Raw genomic sequence first — 19,492 nt, forward strand, 5'->3', positions numbered from 1 at the left:
GTATACCTGCGGACAGTATGCCCCGGCGCACCGGCACATACTGCCCGCAGAGGGGACTCCTAGCCGCGCGACGTTCCCGTGATGCCCTCTGTCGACAGGATGACGTCGCCGATCTTCTTGGCGAGCGCCTCGTAGAACATCGAGAGGGGGAACTCGTCGTCGAGGATCGCGTCGGTCAAGGCGCGGGGCGGGCCGTCGAGGGGCAGGGCCTGCGGGCCGCGGGCCCAGACGGATGCCGGGTTCGGCGTGACCGTCTCGGTGACCAGCTCGTAGGCGGCCAGCCAGTGCGCCACCTTCGGGCGGTCGATCGAGCGCCAGTACAACTCGTCGATCTTCTTGCCGAGCGCGAGCACACTGTCGGCGACCTCGGGCCAGTCGATGGTGAGCTTCGTGTCGGTCCAGTGCAGCACGTGGTGCTGGTGCAGCCACGCGAACAGCAGCTGGCCGCCGAGTCCGTCGTAGTTGCGCACGCGCGAACCCGTGAGCGCGAAGCGGAAGATGCGGTCGAACAGCACCGCGTACTGCACGAGCCGGGCGTGCTCGAGGAGGTGCGCATCGGCATCCGACAGCTCGGTCTCGCCGAGCGCCTCGAGACGACGCTGGATGCGCACCGACTCGCGGAACGCGGTGAGGTCGCAGCGCAGCTCCTCGAGCGAGTAGAGGAAGAACGGCATGCGCTGCTTGATCATGAACGGGTCGAACGGCAGATCGCCGCGCATATGGGTGCGGTCGTGGATGAGATCCCACATCACGAAGGTGCGCTCGGTGAGGGCCTGGTCGGTCAGCAGCCGGGCGGCGTCGTCGGGAAGCTCGAGGCCGGTCGTGTCGGCCGCCGCGCGCACGACGGTGCGGAATCGGGCCGCCTCCCTGTCGGCGAAGATGGCGCCCCAGGTGAACGTCGGGATGCTGCGGGTGGCGACGGTCTCGGGGAACAGGACGGCGGAGTTGGTGTCGTAGCCGGGCGTGAAGTCGACGAAGCGGATGGGCACGAAGAGCGCGTTCGAGTAGTCGCCCGCCTCGAGCTCGGCGACGAACTCCGGCCAGATCACCTCGATCAGCACGGCCTCGACGAGTCGCGACGACGAGCCGTTCTGGGTCGTCATCGGAAACACGACGAGGTGCCGGATGCCGTTCTCCCGGTGCTTCTCGGGGTGGAACAGCACGAGCGAGTCGAGGAAGTCGGGAACGCCGAAGCCCTCGGCCGCCCAGCGGGCGAAGTCGGCGCGGAGGGCGTCGTGATACGCGGCGTCGTGGGGGAACGCCGGCGAGAGGGCCGCGATGGATGCCGAGATCACGGCCACGAGGTCGGCCGCCCGTTCGTGGTCTGCCGCATCGGGCACGGAGCCGTCTTTGATCTGCAGCGCCTGCAGCTCGATGGCGGCGGCCTTGAGGCCGGTCCAGGCGGCGGAGGTCTTGGCCAGCGATGCGTCCTCGACGACCTCGGGTTCATCGCCGATCGCGGGAACGACGTACTGGGTGGTCGTTGTGGTGGGCATGGGGAACCTCCGATCCAAAGGACAGTGCTCGTGGGGCGCGGCATGCGCCGTGCTTCGAGGCTACGGGCGATCGGGCCGTGGTTTCGTGCCCGGAGCATCGATTTGCTGCGGCAGAGGCCGCGAGCGGTGCACGAATCATGCACGCCGCGCACGTCGCCGTTTAGGATGAACCGCATGAGCCAGACGCCGCCCACCCCGCCCTCCGTTCCGCCCGTTCCCGGATACGGGGCGCCGGTTCCGCCCGGCGACGGGTACGGCAACTCGACGCCTCCCTACGGCGCCCAGCCCGGCGGCAGCTACTCGCCCGTGCAGGAACCCCGCTACAACGTGCTCGCGATCGTCTCGTTCGTCTCGGCCTTCTTCATCTCGCTCGTCGCGGTCATCACCGGGCACATGGCGCTCGGACAGATCAAGCGCACGGCGGAGAAGGGGCGGGGCCTCGCCATCGCTGGTCTGGTCATCGGCTACGTCGGTATCGTCGGCGGCATCATCTCGATCATCACCCTGGTCGTCATGGCCATCGCGGGCATCGGCCTCTTCGCGACCATCGCCAGCAACTACGACCCCGACGACTACAGCTACACGTCCGATCCCTTCACCTCGACGTCCGCACCCGACTCCCTCGGCGGAGACCTCACGTTCGAGGCGGGCAACGACCTCGACGCGAACACGGTCGCGCAGTTCGCCGACCCGTTCATCATCGACTCCGAGTGGACCGTGGCCAGCCCCGACGACGGAAACGGCAACTGGTCCTACCTCGACCCCTCCGGCCTGTGCACCGTGTCGTTCCACCAGGGCGGTCTCGGCGACCAGGTTCCGGTCACGTCGGGTGACGACCGTGCGACGACCACGAGTTTCCTGGCGGTCGTGCTCGACACCGAGGACTCGACGATCTCGGGTCAGGCCACAGACAGCACGATCTCGTACAACTTCGAGGATGCGGGACTCGTCGACACGCTGCTGATGCAGGGCACCGATTCCGACGGCTCGAACTGGAAGCTGGCCGGTCGCGCGTTCGGAGAACTCGGCAGCGGACTCTACGTGGATGTCACCTGCAAGTCGGGCGGCGACCTCGAGTCGGTCTACGACACCGTCACGACGAAGGCTGCCATCACTGTCTTCTAATTCAGTGGAGTGGGTGGCCTCGGAGGGCAGGGCACCCGGCGGCAACGCCGCCCCGCTTGGCCTCGCTCTTCTGGGCCCGATCCAGCTCCTGAAGGCGGCCGGTGAGCCCATCGCCGTTCGCGGTTCTCTCGGTCGCGCCGTGCTGGCATCGCTGGTGCTCGCCGACGGCCGGCCGCGCTCCATCGACGGCCTGGTCGACGATGTGTGGGGCGACGAGCCGCCGCAGAATCCCCGAGCCTCCCTGCAGACGCTGGTCTCTCGCATCCGGGCCCTGGAGCCCTCGCCGATCATCGAATCGTCGGCGGCGGGCTACCGACTCGCGCTGGGCGGGCCGTCGATCGACCTGCTGGTCGCGGAGTCCGTTCTCGCGGGCCTCGCGACCCCGCACGCCCCGGAGGCAGATCTCGCCGACGCTGAGACGGCGCTCGCGCTCTGGCGGGGCGAGCCGGCGGCAGACCTGCCTCCGACAGCGCCCGTGGCCGGCGCCCTCGTCCACCGGGCGGAGCGCGCCCGCGGTGCGCTCCGTCGCATCCGGGCGCGGGCCCTCGCGGCGCTCGGGCTGGCCGACGATGCCTCGGCCGCCTTCGACGAGCTCGCCCAGGCGAATCCCCTCGACGAGAAGGCCCAGCTCGAGGCGATGAACGCGGCCGTCGACGCGGGGCGTTTCGCGTCGGCGCTTCAGCGGTTCGCCGAGCACCGCGAGCTGCTGGCAGAGCGACTGGGGACAGACCCGTCGCCGGCCCTCGTCGAGGCCAACGCGGCGATCCTCAGGGCGTCGAACAGTCACATCGACCCGAGCGCACCCCAGGGGCAGCAGGCCCGGATGCTCCGGCCGGCGTTCGGCATCGGCCTGCGCGAGGCGCCGAACGAGATGGTCGGGCGAGACGACGACGCGCGTCGTGTGCTCGATCTGCTCGGCCGTCACCGGCTCGTCACGCTTCTGGGTTCGGGCGGCCTCGGCAAGACGCGGCTGGCGCAGGATGTCGCGGCGCGCGCCGTCGAGGCGGGCTCGTCGGTCGCGGTGGTCGAGCTTGCAAGCATCGCGTCGGGAGACGACGTCGGGCTGCTCATCGCGTCGACGCTGGGAATCCGCGAGGTGCAGTCCGCGCGCCGCATCGGCGACCCGATCGTGGTTCCCGACGTGCGTCGACGCATTCTCGACGCCCTCGTCGGCCAGCCCGCACACGGCGCGCAGTCGACCCTCCTCGTGCTCGACAATTGCGAGCACGTCATCGACGCCGCCGCGATCTGGGCCGCCGACCTCGTCGCCGCCTCTCGAGAGCTGACGATCCTCTGCACCAGCCGTTCGCCCCTGTCCATCGCCGCAGAGCAGGTCTACTCCCTGCAACCGCTGCCGTCGACCAGTCGAGACGCTTCCCCGGCGGCTGCGGTCACGCTCTTCGTCGATCGCGCCCGCGCGGCCCGGCCATCCGTTCGTCTGCCCCCGGCAGTCGTCGAGCGGCTCTGCAGCCGGCTCGACGGTCTCCCCCTCGCCATCGAACTCGCGGCGGCCCGCGTTCGGTCGTTCTCGGTCGAGGAGGTCGAGGCCCGGCTCGTCGACAGGTTCGCCCTGCTCACCTCGGGCGACCGGTCGGCTCCGGAGCGCCACCGCACGCTGCTCGCGGTGATCGAGTGGAGCTGGAACCTGCTGCGCGACGACGAGCAGCAGCTCCTGGTGCGCCTGTCGCGGTTCGCCGACGGGTTCTCGCTCCGCACGGCGGAGACGATGATGCGCGCGGCCGGGCGGGAGGGCACGGCGGCCGATGCGCTCGACGGCCTCGTGCTGCAGTCGCTGGTCGTCGTCACCGACACGGCGCAGGGCACCCGTTACCGCATGCTCGAGACGGTCAGGGAGTTCGGGAACCGAGGTGTCGGGTCGATCGTCGACGAGAAGGAGCTGGCGCAGCACGAACGCCAGTGGGCGATCGGCCTGGCCCTCGACTCCGCGGAACTCTGGTTCGGATCGGGGCAGGGCGCATTGCTCAGGGACAGCCCAGCCAGCATCGAGCAGGACAACCTCGTCGCCGTGCTCCGGCGTGCCATCGCCGACGGAGAACAGGATGCCGCCGTCGGCGTGTACGCCGCGCTCGCCTATCTGTGGACTCTGCGAGGCGCCCACTCCGAGGTGCTCGCCTTCGGCGCCCCGGTGATGGCGATGCTCGGCGGCTACCGGCCGGTTGCTGCCCTGGCGCAGCTCGCCGTGCTCGCGCTGGTGATCACCGCGGCGACCTTCGGCCTGTTCCAGTTCAGCACGACCGTTCGGGCGATCGTGCTGCTGCGGCGACTCGTCGACCGCGTCGAGGTGGAGTATCCGCAGCTGCAGGCGATGGCGCGCCTGGTGCTGTCGATCGACGACCTGTCGGCCGCGTACTCCGCCGTGGAGGCGACCCAGGCGCACCCGGATGCGCGCACCGCGATCCTCGGCAACGTGATGGGCGCCCAGCTCGCCGAGAACGGGGGCGACGTCGAGGGTGCGCGCGTCTTCGCGCTGCGCGCCCGCGAGCTGGCCGAGCAGGTCGGCGACGAGTGGGGCTCGACCATGAGCGCCCAGATGCTCGTGCTCTTCAGCAGCGAGGCCGGCGACTGGCAGGGCGTTCTCGACTGGGCGCCGATCGCGAGCGAGGGTCTGCGCGACATGGGCGCCCTCAGCGATCTGCACCAGCTGACGTGGGCGATCGCCATCGCCCGGATCGGCCTCGGCGAGCTCGACGAGGCCGAGGGCCTGCTCCGCGAGGTGATCGCGGTCAAAGGCGGCCTCGACGACGGCATGCTCGCGCTGAACGGGCAGGCGGGCCTCGCGGAGATCGAACTCGCCCGGGCCGCGACGGCCGCGCGGGCCGGAGACCACGCCGCAGCAGCTCGTCATCGTGCGCTCGGCATCGAGGGGTATTGCGCGAGCGTCGACCTCTCGCGCTCGTCGGCTCAGCGCCTGCGCCCCGAGGCGATCATCGCCCTCGCCATCCTGGTCGCCACGGAGTGCCAGGCCGCGGCCGACACCGACACGCTTGCCGACACGGCTGCGGACACGGCTGCGGACGCGGCCGCGGACACGGCCGCCGACGCGGCTGCCCCCGCCGCTGCCGATGCCCGGATGCTGCGCGACCACGGGCGCGACCTGCGCATCCGGCTGCTCGTCGAGTTCCGGAGGCGGAGCATCCAGTTCGACAGGCCCGTGCTCGGAACGGCGACCGTGGCCATGGCCCGCTGGGCCCTCGACGCCCGCGACGAGCCCGAGCTGGCGGCCGAGCTGCTCGCCCTCGCATCCGGCATCTCGCCGCGGCAGGACAGCCCGAGCATGCGCATCGAGCAGCACGTCGCGCACGTGAGCGCGGCCGTCGGGCACGACGAGTACGGCCGGATGCTCGAGGCATCCGGCCGTCTGACTCGCGACGAGCGCGTGGCGCGCATCTCCGAGCTGCTGTCGTCTCCCGCCCTGCGTTCGTAGCCATGGCAGGGCGCCCTGCGCCAGATGCCCTGCTACGCCTTGCGCATGTAGGCGCGCACGAAGAGCGGGGCGAAGATCGCCACGACGACCGCGGCTCCGAGGAGCGCGAGCCAGAAGTCGCCGCCGATCGTGCCGACGTTCGCGAGGTCGCGCACCGCCGACACGAGGTGCGACACCGGGTTGACGTTCACGAACGCCTGGAGCCACCCCGGCATGGTGTCGCTCGGAACGAACGCGTTCGACAGGAAAGTGAGCGGGAAGAGCACCAGGAACGAGATGCCCTGCACGCTCGAGGCGCTGCGGGCGATCACGCCGAAGAACGCGAAGATCCAGCTCAGCGCCCACGAGCAGACGATCACCAGCAGACCGGCGAGCACCACGAAGCCGAGGCCGCCCTCGGGCCGGTAGCCGAGGATGAAGCCCACGACGAAGGTGATCGTCGTGGCGATGGTGTAGCGCACGGTATCGGCGAGCAGCGCACCGGCGAGCGGGGCGATGCGGGCGATGGGCAAGGACTTGAAGCGGTCGAACACGCCCTTGTCCATGTCCTCGCGCAACTGCACGCCGGTCACGACCGAGGTCGTGATCACGGTCTGCACCAGGATGCCGGGGATGAGCAGCGGCAGGTAGCTCGCCACGTCGCCGGCGATGGCCCCTCCGAAGATGAAGGTGAACATCACGGTGAAGATGATCGGCTGCAGCGTGACGTCGATCAGCTGTTCGGGGGTGCGTCTGACCTTCAGCAGGCCGCGATAGGCCATCGAGAACGAGTTGCGCACGGTCTGGCCGACGCTCACGTGGTTGCGCAGCTCCCGGCTCACGCCGGATTGGATGGTCGAGGTGATGGTGGTCATGCGTTCACTTCTTCTTTCTCGGTCTCGACGCCGTGTCCGGTGAGGGTGAGGAAGACCTCGTCGAGCGTCGGCTTCTGCACGGCGAGCTCGGTGAGGCTGATGTTCTGCTCGCGCAGCGCGACGAGGAGGTCGGTGATGCGATCGGGGTCCTGCATGGGGGCGGTGATGCGTGCGGCCTCGGGCGACAGGGTCACGTCGACGCCGAGCACCGACCGGATGGCCCGCACCGCGTCGTCTCGATCGGCGGGGTCGAGCAGGCGCAGCTGCAGCGACGACTTTCCCACCGAGGCCTTGAGCTCGTCGGCGGTTCCCTCGGCGACGACCCTGCCCGTGTCGATCACGGCGATGCGGTCGGCCAGCTGGTCTGCCTCGTCGAGGTACTGGGTGGTGAGCAGCACGGTCGATCCCGTGCTCACGAGTCGCCGGATGGTGTCCCACATCTGCGAGCGCGTGCGGGGGTCGAGGCCCGTGGTCGGCTCGTCGAGGAAGATGAGGGGCGGCTGCGAGATCAGGCTCGCGGCGAGGTCGAGGCGGCGTCGCATGCCGCCGGAGAAGTTCTTGAGCGGGCGCTTGGCGGCCGCGGTCAGCCCGAACTCCTCGAGCAGCTCGTTGGCCTTGGCGCGTGATTCGGCGCGTCCGAGACCGTTGAGCCGGCTGAAGAGCATGAGGTTCTCGGTCGCGCTGAGGGTCTCGTCGACCGAGGCGTACTGCCCGGTCACGCCGATGAGCTGGCGCACGATTTGCGCCTCGTGCTGCACGTCGTGCCCGAAGACGGTGGCGTGCCCGGCGTCGGGTCGCAGCAGGGTTGCGAGCATGCGGATGACGGTGGTCTTGCCGGCGCCGTTCGGGCCGAGCACGCCGTAGACGCTCCCGGTCCGCACGCGCAGGTCGACGCCGTCGACGGCGCGGTTGTCGCCGAAGATCTTGACTAGGCCGGTGGCCTCGACGGCCCAGTCGGAGCTGGTTGCCATGGGTGGACTTCCTTTCGCTGAAGTTGTCTCCATCGTTCAGGGGCCCGCTGTCGTGGCGCTGTCGTGGTGCTGTCGGCGCCCGCGCGCCACGAAAGACAATCCGGTGCCGGGCGCGGGCACGAATACAGTCCATGAGCCTCCTGCAGCAGAATCCCGCCGACGCCACGTTCGGCCGCGGGGGAGACGAGCCCTATGCCCGGGCGCTCCGGGATGGCGCCGCAGGGCGCCTCGAACTGCGCGAAGCAGGGCGAAGGAGCTCGACGGCCCTGCTCGACCTGGATGTCACGAAGTGGAGTGCCGCGGCAGACGAGGTCGACCGGTCACTGCTCCGGCACGCCCGCGGTCCCGTTCTCGACATCGGATGCGGGCCGGGTCGTATGGTCCGGGCGGCGGGCGAGTACGGTCTCGTGGCCCTCGGCCTGGATGTCTCGCCCGAGGTCGTCGCGCTGGCCCGCCACGGCGGTCTGGCCGTTGCCCTCGGTTCGGTGTTCGACCGGGTCCCGGCGGAGGGACTCTGGCGCACGGCGCTGCTCCTCGACGGCAACGTCGGCATCGGGGGAGACGTCGCGGCCCTGCTGGCCCGATGCCACGAGGTGCTGGCGGCGTCCGGGCGGCTCGTCGTCGAGCTCCACGCGGACGACGATCGCGACCACTCCTACACGGCCGCCCTCGTCGGCGCCGACGGAGCCCGCAGCGCCGTCTTCCCGTGGGCCGAGGTGGGCCTGACCCGCCTGCGAGACATCGCACACGCATCCGGATTCGACGTCGACCGCGCCTTCACGGCGGGCGGCCGTCGCTTCTGCCGCCTGATCCGCGGCTGACGCGTCAGCCGGCCGGTCCCAGGAGTACCGCGAGCATGGCGGCCGCGCCGCCCACGATGAAGAGCATCGTTCCCAGCTGCATGGTGCGGGTCTTGTTGCGGTCCGCGGTCGGCACGTCGACCTCGAGGATGGGGCAGCCCGACCAGCCGATCAGTCCGATGCTCACGGCGACGAGGCCCGCACCGATCCACCACAGCAGCGCGAGACCCTTCGCCAATAGCGCCGGGCGCCATCCGCTCGACAGCAGCAGTCCCAGAGTGATCGCCGATGCCCCGACGGCAGCGACGAACCAGATCGTTCCCGTCCACATGATGCGCTGGACGTTCTTCTCGGGGGTCATGAGATCGTGGGTCACGTTGACATCATTCACCTGTGCGGGGCTCAAAACAAATTGATTTGTGACAACTACTGCGGCGGGACTACAGAAAGCCGATGCGCCGCAGCAGTCGAGTCACGCCGGCAGCACCCAGTAGGCCATGATCGGCGTGAGAACGACGGTCGTCAGCAGCACCTTGAGCGCCGTGGCGAGGTCGTTCCAGCCCGGCAGGAGTGTCGTGACGAGCAGCGTGAACGCCAGGTTCACCGGGAAGAACCCGAGCCAGATGCTCGTGGCCTGCTTCCATCTCGGCGGCGCGACCGTGGCCGCGGTCCGGCCGTCGGCATCCGTCGCCTGCAGCACCTGGGGCTGGTCGAACCAGCCCTCGATGCCGGTGCGCTTCTCGACGCGCGACTCGCGCACGAGTTCGCGACCGCCCTCGAACCAGGCGCGCCGGTCGTCCGACGACTCCCACTCCTCGAGCAGCGTCGCGTCGGCGAACCGGTAGAGCATGTGCCAGTGCACGGAGTCGGCGCCCTGCCTCACCCAGCCCGACCCGAGGAAGCCCGGATAGCGGTTCGCGAGGTTCACCCCCGCCTGCACCCAGCGGGTGACGTCGGGGATCTTCTCGGGATCGACTGTGCGGGTGATGGACACGGTGATGGGAACGGAGGGCGATGCTTGTGGCTGCCCGAACGCGTTCTCCGACTCTTCTGGAGACATGCTCCCCAGTATCCGCCGCGGATGTTACGCCCGCATTAAGCGCTACTTCTCGTCGTCGTCCTCGTCGACCTCGTCGTACTCCTCGAGGATCTCGAGGGCCTCCTCGTCGAGGTCGTCCGGCTTGTGACCGGCCGCGTGCCGCACGGCGTGACGGCCGAGGATGAGCAGTTCGCGCGTCTCCATGGCATCCGCAAGCTCGTCGCGATCGAGGTCGTCCGCATCGTTGATGACCTTCGTCACCATCTCGATGCCCATGTCGAACCAGCGCTCGGCGTTGTGCGCGTCGCCCGCGGCGTCGTAGCTGTCACCCAGGAACGAGTACACCATCGGGTCTTCGGGCTTCTCGGCGCGCAGGGCCTTGGCGAGTTCGTTCGCCTCCGCCTCCTGACCGGTGCGCAGCAGACCCTCGATCAGGTAGACGCGCTTGTCGGGAGCGGCGTCGCCCGGCGCATCCTGGGCCTCGCGCGCGGCCTCGTAGGCGCGCAGGGGCAGGAGGGCGTCGTAGAAGCTCTCGGATGCCGCGATGAAGACGGCGGCGGGCGTCACGTCGTCGTCGTAGAAGGTCTCGGGGTCGCGGGCGAGCGCGAGGAACTCCTCGGCGACGGCGAGCGCCTTCTCGGGGTCGTCGGCTTTGAAGCTGGACTCGTCGATGTAGTCCCAGGTCACGGTCTTAGGCATGAGGCAACCTTAACGCCCAGACGCCGCCAGCTAGCATGGACAGCGATATGCATACGAGCCCGCCGCCCTCCCGCACACGCGCGTCCGCGGGCACCCCGGCGCACTTCCTTCCCCACCTGCAGGGTCTGCGGGCCATCGCCGTTCTGCTCGTGGTGGTCTACCACTTCTGGCCGGGCCGCCTGCAGGGCGGCTACATCGGCGTCGACGTCTTCTTCGTCATCTCGGGCTTTCTCATCACGGGGCAGCTGGCCCGAGAACTCGATGCTTCGACAGGCTCAGCACAAGGGGGCCGCATTAATCTGCCCGCCTTCTACGCCAAGAGGGTGCGACGCCTGCTGCCCGCCGCCGTCACCGTGCTCGTCTTCTCGGCGCTGGCCACCCTGTTCATCCTGCCCCTATCGAGTCTCGGCGAGAACCTGCGCGAGATCCTCGCGTCGACCTTCTACGTCGAGAACTGGGCGCTCGCGGCCAACTCCGTCGACTACCTCGCGGCCGCCAACGAGGCCACGCTCGTGCAGCACTACTGGTCGCTGTCGCTCGAGGAGCAGTTCTACCTGATCTGGCCGCTGATGCTGCTCGGCGCGTCGTGGCTCGCGGTGAGGTTCTGGTCGGGCAGGCGCTGGAACGCGCTGTTCGCTGTCGTCGTGGCCGTCAGCATCCTGTCTCTCGTGTTCTCGATCGTCTACACGCAGACCAACGCGGCCCAGGCCTACTTCGTGACCTTCACCCGCATGTGGGAGTTCGGCGCCGGCGCCGTGCTCGCCCTGCTGCCGAGGCTGCGGCCCACGAAGGCGTGGCTGTCGAATGTGCTGGGCTACGGCGGAATCGCGATCGTGCTCGGCTGCGGCTACTTCTACGACAAGTCCACGCCGTTCCCGGGGTCTGCGGCGATCCTGCCCGTCGTCGGAACGATGGCGATCATCCTCGCCTCGCACCGCGAGCACTGGTACGACGCCGGTCGCGTCCTGAGCGTGCGCCCCGTGAGCTTCATCGGCGACATCTCGTACTCGCTCTACCTGTGGCACTGGCCGCTCATCGTCATCGCCCCGTTCGTTCCGGGCTGGGGACTCTCGACCATCAACCGGCTCGTGCTCTTCGTGCTCTGCTTCGTGATCGCGTGGCTCACCAAGAGGTTCATCGAAGACCCGACCAGGGCCTGGAAGCCACTCGTCCGTCGCAAGCCCCGGTTCACCTTCGTGTCGATGCTCGCCGCGATGGCCCTGGTCACCCTCGTCGTCGGCGTGACCAGCGTCGTGCAGCAGCCGAAGTACGACGCGGCGGCCGCCGAGCTGCGCAGCACCCTCGAGACGATGCCCGACTGCTTCGGCGCGGCATCCGGGCTCACCGACGGCCTCGGCCCGATCGATTCCTGCTCGAACCCCGAGCTCGAAGGCCAGATCATTCCGAGCCCGGGGTTCGGCAACGCCGACCGGCCGCAGCATCCCGACTGCCTGGTCACGCTCAACGACTCCACCCTGACGAGCTGCGAGTTCGGCGACACCGAATCGGATTCGGCGCCCCGGGTCGCGGTCATCGGCGACAGCCACGCGTATGCGCTGCTCGACCCGATCATCCAGCTCGCCGAGACCAATGGCTGGCACCTGACCACGTACCTCAAGGGCGCCTGCCCCTGGAGTACGACCCCGATCGCGGGCGGCGACGCCTTCGCGGCCTCCTGCGCCGACTGGCGGTCGAAGCTCGACACCGAACTCGCGGCGGTCGCCCCCTACGATGCGATCTTCACGGCCGCGCTCGCCGATCACGCTCTGGATGCCGATGGCTCGGCCGCCGCAGACGAGACCGCGGGATTCATGGAGGCCTGGACCCCGCAGCTCGAGCAGGGCACGCCGGTGGTCACCCTCGTCGACAACCCGTCCTGGGAGACCGACCCCAACAAGTGCCTGCGCATCTCCGACGCGGCCGACTGCACCGAGACCCGGCAGGACGGTCTGGGCGAGGTCGACCCCCTCGCCTCGGCGGCCGCGCAGCTCGCGACGGGTGGCGGCGACGTGACCCTCCTGGACTTCTCCGACACCTACTGCGACACCGACGTCTGCTTCCCTGTGATCGGCGGGGCCAACGTATACCGCGACCAGGATCACCTGACGCGCACCTTCGCCTTCACGCTCGCCCCCTTCATCGAGAGCGCCATCGTCGCCGCCCTCGGTCGATCGCTGACCCGCTAGGCAGCGCGTATGACCGGGGTGCTCACCGGCTTCGCCATCATCGGCTTCGTCATCGCGGTCGGCTACGTCGTCGGACGTACCAACATCCTGCAGGTCGACGCGCAGAAGCCGTTGAACCGCATCGCGTTCTTCGTGACCAGCCCCGCCCTGCTGTTCACCGTGCTGGCGCGGGCCGATGTGAGCGTGATCTTCTCGACGTTCCTGGTGGTCACCGTCATCACGATCGCCATCTCGATCGGTCTCTACGTTGCCCTGTCGCGCATATTCTTCCGCCGACCGGCCGCCGAGACCACCGTAGGTGCGGCCGCCGCGTCGTACTCCAACGCGAACAACATCGGCCTGCCTGTGGCCATCTACGTGCTCGGAGATCCGCAGTTCGTGGCGCCGCTGCTGATGCTCCAGCTGATCGTGATGGCGCCCCTCACGCTCACGGTGCTCGACACGGTGACGCGCGGCAAGGCATCCATCGGATCGTTTCTCACCCAGCCCGTGCGCAATCCGATGATCATCGCGTCGCTGGTGGGACTGCTGCTGAGCGTCTTCGGAGTGACGTTGCCGGAGCCCGTGATGGCGCCATTCGATCTCATCGGTGCGGCCACGATTCCGCTGGTGCTCATGACCTTCGGCATGTCGCTCGCCGGGCAGCGCCCGCTCGCTCCCGGCACCGGCCGTCGCGACGTGCTGACCTCGGCCCTGCTCAAGAGCGTGGTCATGCCGATCGTGGCCTACCTGTTCGGACGTTTCGTCTTTGACCTCGATGCGGTACACCTGTTCGGCGTCGTGGTGCTCGCGGCCCTGCCGACGGCGCAGAACGTGTTCAACTTCGCGTCGCGCTACGAGCGGGGAGTGGTGATCGCCCGGGATACGGTGCTCATCACGACAGTAGCCTCGGTGCCCGTGCTGGTGATCGCGGCTGCGCTGCTTGCGCCGTAGCAGGCATAGACGTTCTCTAGAACGGCGGGTCGTCATCGATGCCGATCGGCGTGCGGGGGATGCCGTCGGTGACGGCACCGCGGAACCAGTTGCGAGCCGGCGGCTCGTCTGCGTCGGGACTATCGGGACCGCCCGGATCTCGGCTGAACCGGAATCGTGGTGGCGCAGGCCTCGCCAGGGGAGTCGGTTCGTGTTGCCTGGCATAGCCCGATGGTGAGACGGAGATGATCACGCCGTCCGACTGCGTCACGAATTGCCACGTCGTCTTGTGTTTCACCTTGTGATGCTTCGGGCACTGGGGAACGAGGTTGGCGACCGAGGTCGCGCCCTGCGGAAACGGAACGTTGTGGTCGCCGTCGCAGTCGCGGGCGACGCGGGTGCAACCCGGGAATCGGCAGGTGACGTTGATCAGGTCGACCAGCTCTCGCATCTTCGCATCGGGCTTGTACCGGGTGATGCCCGCTGAGAGGGCCACCCCGGTCGCAGGGTCTGTCAGCACGCGGGAGAAATAGGGCGCGTTCGCTGTCAGTCGAGTTGCAGTGAGCGCGTCGATAGGGCCGTACCCCTCGAGGGACGCACTTTCGTCACTGAACCCCAGGAGGCTGAGCGCGGGGACTGTCACGTAGACGTGGGCTTGGATCGCATGGCCGGGTGCTCCCGGCATGGAGAGCTGACCATTCAGGAGTAGATCGGAAGCGACGTCAGCGTGCAACTGCGCGATCGTGCGGGGGTCTCCGGCGGCTTTCAACGCGAGCGCGAAGCGGTGCAGACGGTCTTGGATCGCCTCATTCTCGACTGCGGGCTGACGAATGCCGAAGACGGAGAGGCCGTTCTGGTCGTCGGAGCTGTCGACGAACGTGGTGCGGGTCGCAGCCTCACGCAGATGCCGCTCGACGGCGTCCTCCATCGTGGCGGCCTTGGCCTCACGGCTGGCTCTGTTACGGAGGATGTGAACGGGCGTCGTACGGGCGAGCTGGAGCATGCGCATTTCGAAGTCGTGCTGTTTCTCTTCGGGCAGGCAGGAGCCGAACTGCGTGATGGTCTGCGCGTGCGCCAGGGAGATCTCGCCGGCATAGAGCGCCCGATGCGTGAGTACGAACGTCTCTTCGAGATGCTGGCTGGTCTCCATCAACGAATACGCGGCGCGCTCACTCAGCCGTTGTGCGGTCGCGAGATCGGTCACGAACTCTCGTCTGGCGACGACGTCTGATGACCACTGCGGCCCGCCCCCTGATCTGTCGACGGGATCGACGGCCTGTCCGGCAGCACGAGCCACATTCACGAGATGGGCGTACTCGGCCTGCATCGATGCGATCTGCTTCGCCAGCTCGTCGATGTCACCCATGGCCGCGTGGAACGACTGCACAAGGCGGGCGTCGGGCTCGGCGATCACGGGGCTTACCTTTCGAAAAGTTTAGAACAAATCAACCATTTAATTCTACTCTATGCGACTCTAAATTAGAAGATGTATTCTATGCTCGGGGCTTTATGATCGGATTCATGCACGGTTGGGCGATTCTGCCTCCTCCTCCCCGCTCCTGACCGGAGCGGTGCTGCCGGCCCACGTGGCCGGTCTCTTTGTGCTGCTCTGGCGCTCTCGATGATCCCGTTCGTCGTTCCCTCTCAGCTCAGGAGTTCCGTCATGTCCAGTTCTTTTCGTGCCCGCGGGGTGCCCCGAGGCGTTCTCTACGTCTGCACCGCAGGAATCCTGTGGGGTACTGCCCCGATCGCCTTCGATATCGTCCACGACCTCACGGGCCTCGGCGCGGTTCAGATCAGCGCATATCGACTCGTGATCGCAGCCCTGGCTCTCGCTGTGATGGCCGTCTTGACGGGCAATGGGGTAGCCACCGGTCGAGCGCTGAAGCGACAGCCGCTGTCGATCGCGGCCATCGGCGCCAGCGTCGCAACTTATCAGGCACTGTGGTTCGCCGCCATCACCCAGGTCGGTGTGAGCGCAGCCACCGTCATCAGCCTGGGTCTTGCGCCTGTTCTGATCACTGTCTGGGAGAAATGGATAACTCGCACGAGGCCACGAACCGCGCAGCTTCTCTCGATCGCCGCCGCCCTAACTGGTCTGACTCTCATCAGTTTGTCGGCCGAGGCCGACCACATCGACGCCGGGAGTCCGTTCATGGGTCTGCTTCTCGCATCCGCGTCGGGCGTCCTCTACGCCGCAACGACCGTTCTCAGTCGGCGAGTCGCCGTGAGTATCTCGCCGGTGCCGATGGCCACTGCGAGCACAGCGATCGGCGCGCTCTGCTTGATGCCCCTTGCTCTTCTCTCGGGACCAGTCGTCACCACGGATTCGACCGCGATCCTGTCGATTGTGTATCTGGGAGTCGTCACGATGGCGCTAGCCTCGCTCCTGTTGTATTCAGGGCTCCGCACGGCGCACGCCAGCACTGCGTCGATCGCGACACTCCTCGAACCGGTCACCGCCGCGCTTCTAGCTGTCGTCTTTCTTGCTGAATCCCTATCGATGAAGGCGCTCATCGGCATAGGCCTCATCCTCACAGCCGTGGCGGCAATGAACCTCGGTTCGTCGCCGAATAGCCCGGCTGACCAGAAGTAGGCCGCCCTTCGACAAGCTCAGGGAGCGGTCGGGGGCACTCACCAGAACATCGGGCGGTCTTCGTCTTCTTCTGTGTCGACGTCGATGTCCACCCACACCGGAACATGGTCGCTGGGCGCGTCGCCCTTGCGCTCGTTGCGGTCGATGCGGGCGTTCGAGACCACGTCGGCGAATGGCTTCGATCCGAGGATGAAGTCGATGCGCATGCCCTCGTTGCGCGGAAAACGCAGCTGCTTGTAGTCCCAGTAGGTGTAGCCGGTGGGGATGCGCGGGCGCACCACGTCGGTGAGCCCGGCATCCATGAAGTCGTTGAACGCCGCGCGCTCGGGCGCCGACACGTGGGTCGACCCCTCGAACGCCTGGATGTCCCACACGTCGGTGTCGAGAGGAGCCACGTTCCAGTCGCCCATGAGTGCGAGCGGCTGCTGCGGGTTGGCGGCGATCCAGGCGCGGGTGTCTGCAGCGAGGGCCGCGAGCCAACGGAGCTTGTAGTCGTAGTGCGCGTTCTCGAGCTCACGGCCGTTGGGAACGTAGAGGCTCCAGAGGCGGACGTCGTTCACCGTCACGCCGAGGGCGCGTGCCTCGAGAGGCAGCGTTCCGTCGTCGTTCTCCTTGCCGAAGCCGGGCATGTTCTCGAAGTCCTTCGTGACCTCGGTCATGGGCAGCCGCGATGCGAAGGCGACGCCGTTCCACTGGCTCAGGCCGTGCAGCTCGACCTCGTAGCCCGCGGCCGTGAACTGCTCGAACGGGAACTGGTTCTCCTTGCACTTGATCTCCTGCATGGCGAGAACGTCGACGTCCTCCCGCACGAGCCAATCGGCGACCCGGTCGACCCGGGCTCTGATGGAGTTCACGTTCCAGGTCGCAATGCGCATGGGGCCCAGTTTATTGGCGCGAACGGGCTCCCCTAAACTGGGGCTGTGACGAACGCGCGCCAGCAACTCATCGACTACATCTCCGCCGAAGCCGTCTTCCACGGCGACTTCACGCTCACGAGCGGCAAGAAGGCGAGCTACTACGTCGACCTGCGCAAGGTGAGCCTCGACCACCGCGTCGCGCCCCTCATCGGCCAGGTCATGATCGACGTCATCAAGGACATTCCCGACGTGTTCGCGGTCGGCGGCCTCACCATGGGAGCCGACCCCGTGGCATCCGCGATTCTTCACCAGGGCGCCGCCCAGGGCCTGGCCTACGACGCCTTCGTCGTGCGCAAAGAGCCGAAGGACCACGGCCGCGGCAAGCAGGTCGAAGGCCCCGAGCTCGAGGGCAAGCGCGTGATCGTGCTCGAAGACACGTCGACCACGGGCGGCTCCCCGCTCAAGGCCATCGAGGCGCTCGAGAAGGTCGGAGCGATCGTCGTGGGCGTTGCGGTCGTCGTCGACCGCAACACCGACGCACGCGAGCGCATCGAGAAGGCCGGTTACCCCTACTACTACGCGATCGGCCTGGCTGACCTCGGTCTCGAGTAGAGCGTGACAGACCCGGTGGATGCCCCGGGCGGCGCGGGCGCTCGGCCTGCGACGCCGAGATGGCTGGTCGCGGTCGTCGCCTCGCTCGCCGCGGTGTTCATCGTGGTGCTGTTCTTCGTGCTGGGCCGACACCTGCCCTGGTTCGACGAGTCGGGTGCCGTGGCGCCGATACCCACCCCCACGGTGTCGGCGACACCGACCGCTACCGCTGAACCCACTCCGACCCCTACACCCGAGCCCGCCGCGGAGACAGGGCCTGCGGCCGCCGGCGTTCACCCGTGGACCGAGCTCCGGGGAGGCGAGTGCCTGGATCCCTTCGGGTCGCCGTGGGACGAGACGTTCACGGTCGTGGACTGCGCCGTGCCGCACGCGGCCCAGCTGATCGCGCGCGTGTCGCTCAACCCCGACCCCGCCGCGGCCTATCCGGGCGAGGCCGCCATCACATCGCAGCTCAACCTGGCATGCACGGCTCCGACCGTGCTCGACTTCGCCGCGGCCGCCGCGTATCCCGACGTTCAGTGGCAGGCGAGCTATCCGGTCTCGGACGCGCAGTGGGCCGACGGACAGCGCGACTACTCGTGCTTCATCAGCAGGTCGTCGGGCGAACCGCTCGCCGGTTCCGTTCAGGTCGTCGCGGCGGGCTGACGGGCACGCATCGAGTTCGTGCCCGCTTGGCTTTAGTGGGCAGCGAAACAAACTCAAAAATCTTTTCGGTCTGTTCCGAGGCGTCGCGCCCGTGTCGGCCGCGCTCACAACCTCCGGTTGACCAGTTGTTTTAAGACAACCCCGAAATCGGAGGATTTGTAACCTTTTGGAGGGGGTGCCGGACTGACCCTCTTGGGGGCCTTGGCTTTTCTGGGAAAGTGCCTATAGCCTGACGGGGACGCAGCATATTCGCAGCATCACCCCTTTCGTCGACACCCGAAGTCAACGATGCCCCCGCTCGCTTATTTCAGGAGAACAATGTCCCGCACAATCCTTTCCCGCCTCGGCGCGGGCCTCGTCGCAACGGCTCTCGTTGCCGGCGGATCGCTCCTCGTCGCAGCGCCGGCTTCCGCCGCTAACGACATCGTCACGCCCAACTCCGTCGTCGAAAACACCTGGGGCACCGAGGGTGGCCTGACGGTCTCCGGCACCGGCACCGCTGGCGACGACCTGGTGGTGGACATCACCGACAACAACGTGGGCGAGTTCGACTACTTCGTCAACGACTCCAAGGACGTCGAGGTCGGCGCAGACGGCACGTACACCGTGACCTTCTTCTGGAACGAAGAGCAGAACGACTTCACGCGCCTTCCCCAGGTGGGCGACACCCCGTTCGCGTACATCCAGAACGTGACCGAGGGTTCCGAGGTCGAAGACATCTTCCTCCCGATCGCTGTCACCGCCTTCGTCCCCGCTGCACAGAACGTCGTCGTCGACCCGATCTGCCTCAGCGGTGACGCTGTGCGCGATCCCGGAGTCACCGTCTTCGCCACCGGCTTCGGCCAGGGCGAAGAGGTCACCTACGTTGTCACTGACGCGGCCGGAAACGTCGTTCCCGGCGACGACGAGCCCATCACTGCAGACGAGACCGGTTCGGTCGGACCCGCGCCCCTGAGCCTGTTCTCCTCCGCTGGCAACATCCCCGACGGCGTCTACACGATCACCTTCAGCAGCGCCACCGTCGCTGCGACGGCCGGTCTCATCACCGTCGGCAACTGCGAGGTTCCCGTTGCTCCGGTTGAGCCGGCAGCTGTTGCCGCTGCTCCGCAGCTGGCCAACACCGGTTCCTCCGACGCCGGCATCCTCGTCGGCGGCTCGGCTCTGCTGCTGCTCGTCGGTGCCGCCCTCGTGGTCGCCCGTCGTCGCCAGAACGCCGACGCGTAACCTGAATCACCCGCCGATCTGATCGGCACCC

Annotated in this window: 17 protein-coding genes; 9 read left to right on the forward strand and 8 right to left on the reverse strand. The window is 67.9% G+C overall.

Translation table 11 applies throughout. From position 1 onward, the window contains the following. Positions 1-59: 59 nt before the first annotated feature. Complete coding sequence (locus QCD70_RS17545) at positions 60-1,496, reverse strand: DUF6421 family protein (RefSeq protein WP_301218691.1); 1,437 nt, start codon at positions 1,494-1,496, stop codon at positions 60-62. A 174-nt stretch (positions 1,497-1,670) separates the two neighbouring features. Between QCD70_RS17545 and QCD70_RS17550 the strand changes: the two genes are divergently transcribed. Both QCD70_RS17550 and QCD70_RS17555 read left to right on the forward strand, forming a co-directional pair. Next, entirely contained in the window at positions 1,671-2,621 is a 951-nt protein-coding gene (locus QCD70_RS17550; protein WP_301218692.1) for a DUF4190 domain-containing protein, read from the forward strand. A 4-nt stretch (positions 2,622-2,625) separates the two neighbouring features. Continuing rightward, positions 2,626-6,066, forward strand: a complete 3,441-nt coding sequence (locus tag QCD70_RS17555; protein ID WP_301218693.1) for an ATP-binding protein — start codon at positions 2,626-2,628, stop codon at positions 6,064-6,066. 32 nt (positions 6,067-6,098) lie between these two features. Here QCD70_RS17555 and QCD70_RS17560 read toward each other — a convergent pair whose 3' ends face one another. Beyond that, positions 6,099-6,920 carry an ABC transporter permease gene (locus tag QCD70_RS17560; protein WP_301218694.1) on the reverse strand — a complete coding sequence of 274 codons (822 nt, stop codon included), beginning with the start codon at positions 6,918-6,920 and terminating at the stop codon, positions 6,099-6,101. After that, on the reverse strand, positions 6,917-7,891 hold the full coding sequence (locus QCD70_RS17565) for an ATP-binding cassette domain-containing protein (RefSeq protein ID WP_301218695.1): 975 nt from the start codon (positions 7,889-7,891) through the stop codon (positions 6,917-6,919). The genes QCD70_RS17560 and QCD70_RS17565 overlap by 4 nt, the downstream gene beginning before the upstream one ends. A gap of 131 nt (positions 7,892-8,022) precedes the next feature. Here QCD70_RS17565 and QCD70_RS17570 point away from each other — a divergent pair, with 131 nt between their 5' ends. After that, positions 8,023-8,712: a class I SAM-dependent methyltransferase gene (locus tag QCD70_RS17570; protein ID WP_301218696.1), complete on the forward strand. Its 690-nt coding sequence runs from the start codon at positions 8,023-8,025 to the stop codon at positions 8,710-8,712. 4 nt (positions 8,713-8,716) lie between these two features. On the opposite strand, the gene QCD70_RS17575 is transcribed toward QCD70_RS17570, so the two are convergent. The 3 genes from QCD70_RS17575 to QCD70_RS17585 all read right to left on the reverse strand — a co-directional run bounded on the left by QCD70_RS17575 (position 8,717) and on the right by QCD70_RS17585 (position 10,429). Further along, positions 8,717-9,067: a hypothetical protein gene (locus QCD70_RS17575; protein ID WP_055926657.1), complete on the reverse strand. Its 351-nt coding sequence runs from the start codon at positions 9,065-9,067 to the stop codon at positions 8,717-8,719. Positions 9,068-9,163: 96 nt separating this feature from the next. Continuing rightward, the gene (locus tag QCD70_RS17580; protein ID WP_367316745.1) at positions 9,164-9,751 is read right to left on the reverse strand and encodes an antibiotic biosynthesis monooxygenase; all 588 of its coding nucleotides are present in this window, start codon (positions 9,749-9,751) and stop codon (positions 9,164-9,166) included. Positions 9,752-9,793: 42 nt separating this feature from the next. Next, complete coding sequence (locus tag QCD70_RS17585) at positions 9,794-10,429, reverse strand: hypothetical protein (RefSeq protein WP_301218697.1); 636 nt, start codon at positions 10,427-10,429, stop codon at positions 9,794-9,796. A gap of 47 nt (positions 10,430-10,476) precedes the next feature. Here QCD70_RS17585 and QCD70_RS17590 point away from each other — a divergent pair, with 47 nt between their 5' ends. After that, complete coding sequence (locus tag QCD70_RS17590) at positions 10,477-12,615, forward strand: acyltransferase family protein (protein ID WP_301218698.1); 2,139 nt, start codon at positions 10,477-10,479, stop codon at positions 12,613-12,615. A 9-nt stretch (positions 12,616-12,624) separates the two neighbouring features. Next, on the forward strand, positions 12,625-13,548 hold the full coding sequence (locus tag QCD70_RS17595) for an AEC family transporter (protein ID WP_301218699.1): 924 nt from the start codon (positions 12,625-12,627) through the stop codon (positions 13,546-13,548). Between the two features lie 16 nt (positions 13,549-13,564). Here QCD70_RS17595 and QCD70_RS17600 read toward each other — a convergent pair whose 3' ends face one another. Then, positions 13,565-14,941 carry an HNH endonuclease signature motif containing protein gene (locus QCD70_RS17600; RefSeq protein ID WP_301218700.1) on the reverse strand — a complete coding sequence of 459 codons (1,377 nt, stop codon included), beginning with the start codon at positions 14,939-14,941 and terminating at the stop codon, positions 13,565-13,567. 249 nt (positions 14,942-15,190) lie between these two features. Here QCD70_RS17600 and QCD70_RS17605 point away from each other — a divergent pair, with 249 nt between their 5' ends. Next, entirely contained in the window at positions 15,191-16,123 is a 933-nt protein-coding gene (locus QCD70_RS17605) for a DMT family transporter (protein ID WP_301218701.1), read from the forward strand. Positions 16,124-16,161: 38 nt separating this feature from the next. On the opposite strand, the gene QCD70_RS17610 is transcribed toward QCD70_RS17605, so the two are convergent. Next, positions 16,162-16,998 (reverse strand): exodeoxyribonuclease III, encoded by an 837-nt coding sequence (locus QCD70_RS17610; RefSeq protein ID WP_301218702.1) that lies wholly within the window; start codon positions 16,996-16,998, stop codon positions 16,162-16,164. 45 nt (positions 16,999-17,043) lie between these two features. Between QCD70_RS17610 and pyrE the strand changes: the two genes are divergently transcribed. The 3 genes from pyrE (at position 17,044) to QCD70_RS17625 (ending at position 19,461) form a co-directional block, all read left to right on the forward strand. Continuing rightward, complete coding sequence (gene pyrE / locus QCD70_RS17615) at positions 17,044-17,592, forward strand: orotate phosphoribosyltransferase (protein WP_044439696.1); 549 nt, start codon at positions 17,044-17,046, stop codon at positions 17,590-17,592. A 3-nt stretch (positions 17,593-17,595) separates the two neighbouring features. Further along, on the forward strand, positions 17,596-18,237 hold the full coding sequence (locus QCD70_RS17620; RefSeq protein ID WP_301218703.1) for a septum formation family protein: 642 nt from the start codon (positions 17,596-17,598) through the stop codon (positions 18,235-18,237). 318 nt (positions 18,238-18,555) lie between these two features. After that, entirely contained in the window at positions 18,556-19,461 is a 906-nt protein-coding gene (locus QCD70_RS17625) for an LPXTG cell wall anchor domain-containing protein (RefSeq protein WP_301218704.1), read from the forward strand. Positions 19,462-19,492: the final 31 nt, after the last annotated feature.

Source organism: Agreia sp. PsM10, from assembly GCF_030433855.1.
In the GTDB taxonomy this organism is placed as follows: Bacteria; Actinomycetota; Actinomycetes; order Actinomycetales; family Microbacteriaceae; genus Agreia.

Coding starts and splice junctions, on each gene's coding strand:
- QCD70_RS17545 (WP_301218691.1), bottom strand. CDS start 1,496: ATGCCCACCACAACGACCACCCAGTACGTCGTTCCCGCGATCGGCGAT.
- QCD70_RS17550 (WP_301218692.1), top strand. CDS start 1,671: ATGAGCCAGACGCCGCCCACCCCGCCCTCCGTTCCGCCCGTTCCCGGA.
- QCD70_RS17560 (WP_301218694.1), bottom strand. CDS start 6,920: ATGACCACCATCACCTCGACCATCCAATCCGGCGTGAGCCGGGAGCTG.
- QCD70_RS17565 (WP_301218695.1), bottom strand. CDS start 7,891: ATGGCAACCAGCTCCGACTGGGCCGTCGAGGCCACCGGCCTAGTCAAG.
- QCD70_RS17570 (WP_301218696.1), top strand. CDS start 8,023: ATGAGCCTCCTGCAGCAGAATCCCGCCGACGCCACGTTCGGCCGCGGG.
- QCD70_RS17580 (WP_367316745.1), bottom strand. CDS start 9,751: ATGTCTCCAGAAGAGTCGGAGAACGCGTTCGGGCAGCCACAAGCATCG.
- QCD70_RS17585 (WP_301218697.1), bottom strand. CDS start 10,429: ATGCCTAAGACCGTGACCTGGGACTACATCGACGAGTCCAGCTTCAAA.
- QCD70_RS17590 (WP_301218698.1), top strand. CDS start 10,477: ATGCATACGAGCCCGCCGCCCTCCCGCACACGCGCGTCCGCGGGCACC.
- QCD70_RS17595 (WP_301218699.1), top strand. CDS start 12,625: ATGACCGGGGTGCTCACCGGCTTCGCCATCATCGGCTTCGTCATCGCG.
- QCD70_RS17605 (WP_301218701.1), top strand. CDS start 15,191: ATGTCCAGTTCTTTTCGTGCCCGCGGGGTGCCCCGAGGCGTTCTCTAC.
- QCD70_RS17610 (WP_301218702.1), bottom strand. CDS start 16,998: ATGCGCATTGCGACCTGGAACGTGAACTCCATCAGAGCCCGGGTCGAC.
- QCD70_RS17625 (WP_301218704.1), top strand. CDS start 18,556: ATGTCCCGCACAATCCTTTCCCGCCTCGGCGCGGGCCTCGTCGCAACG.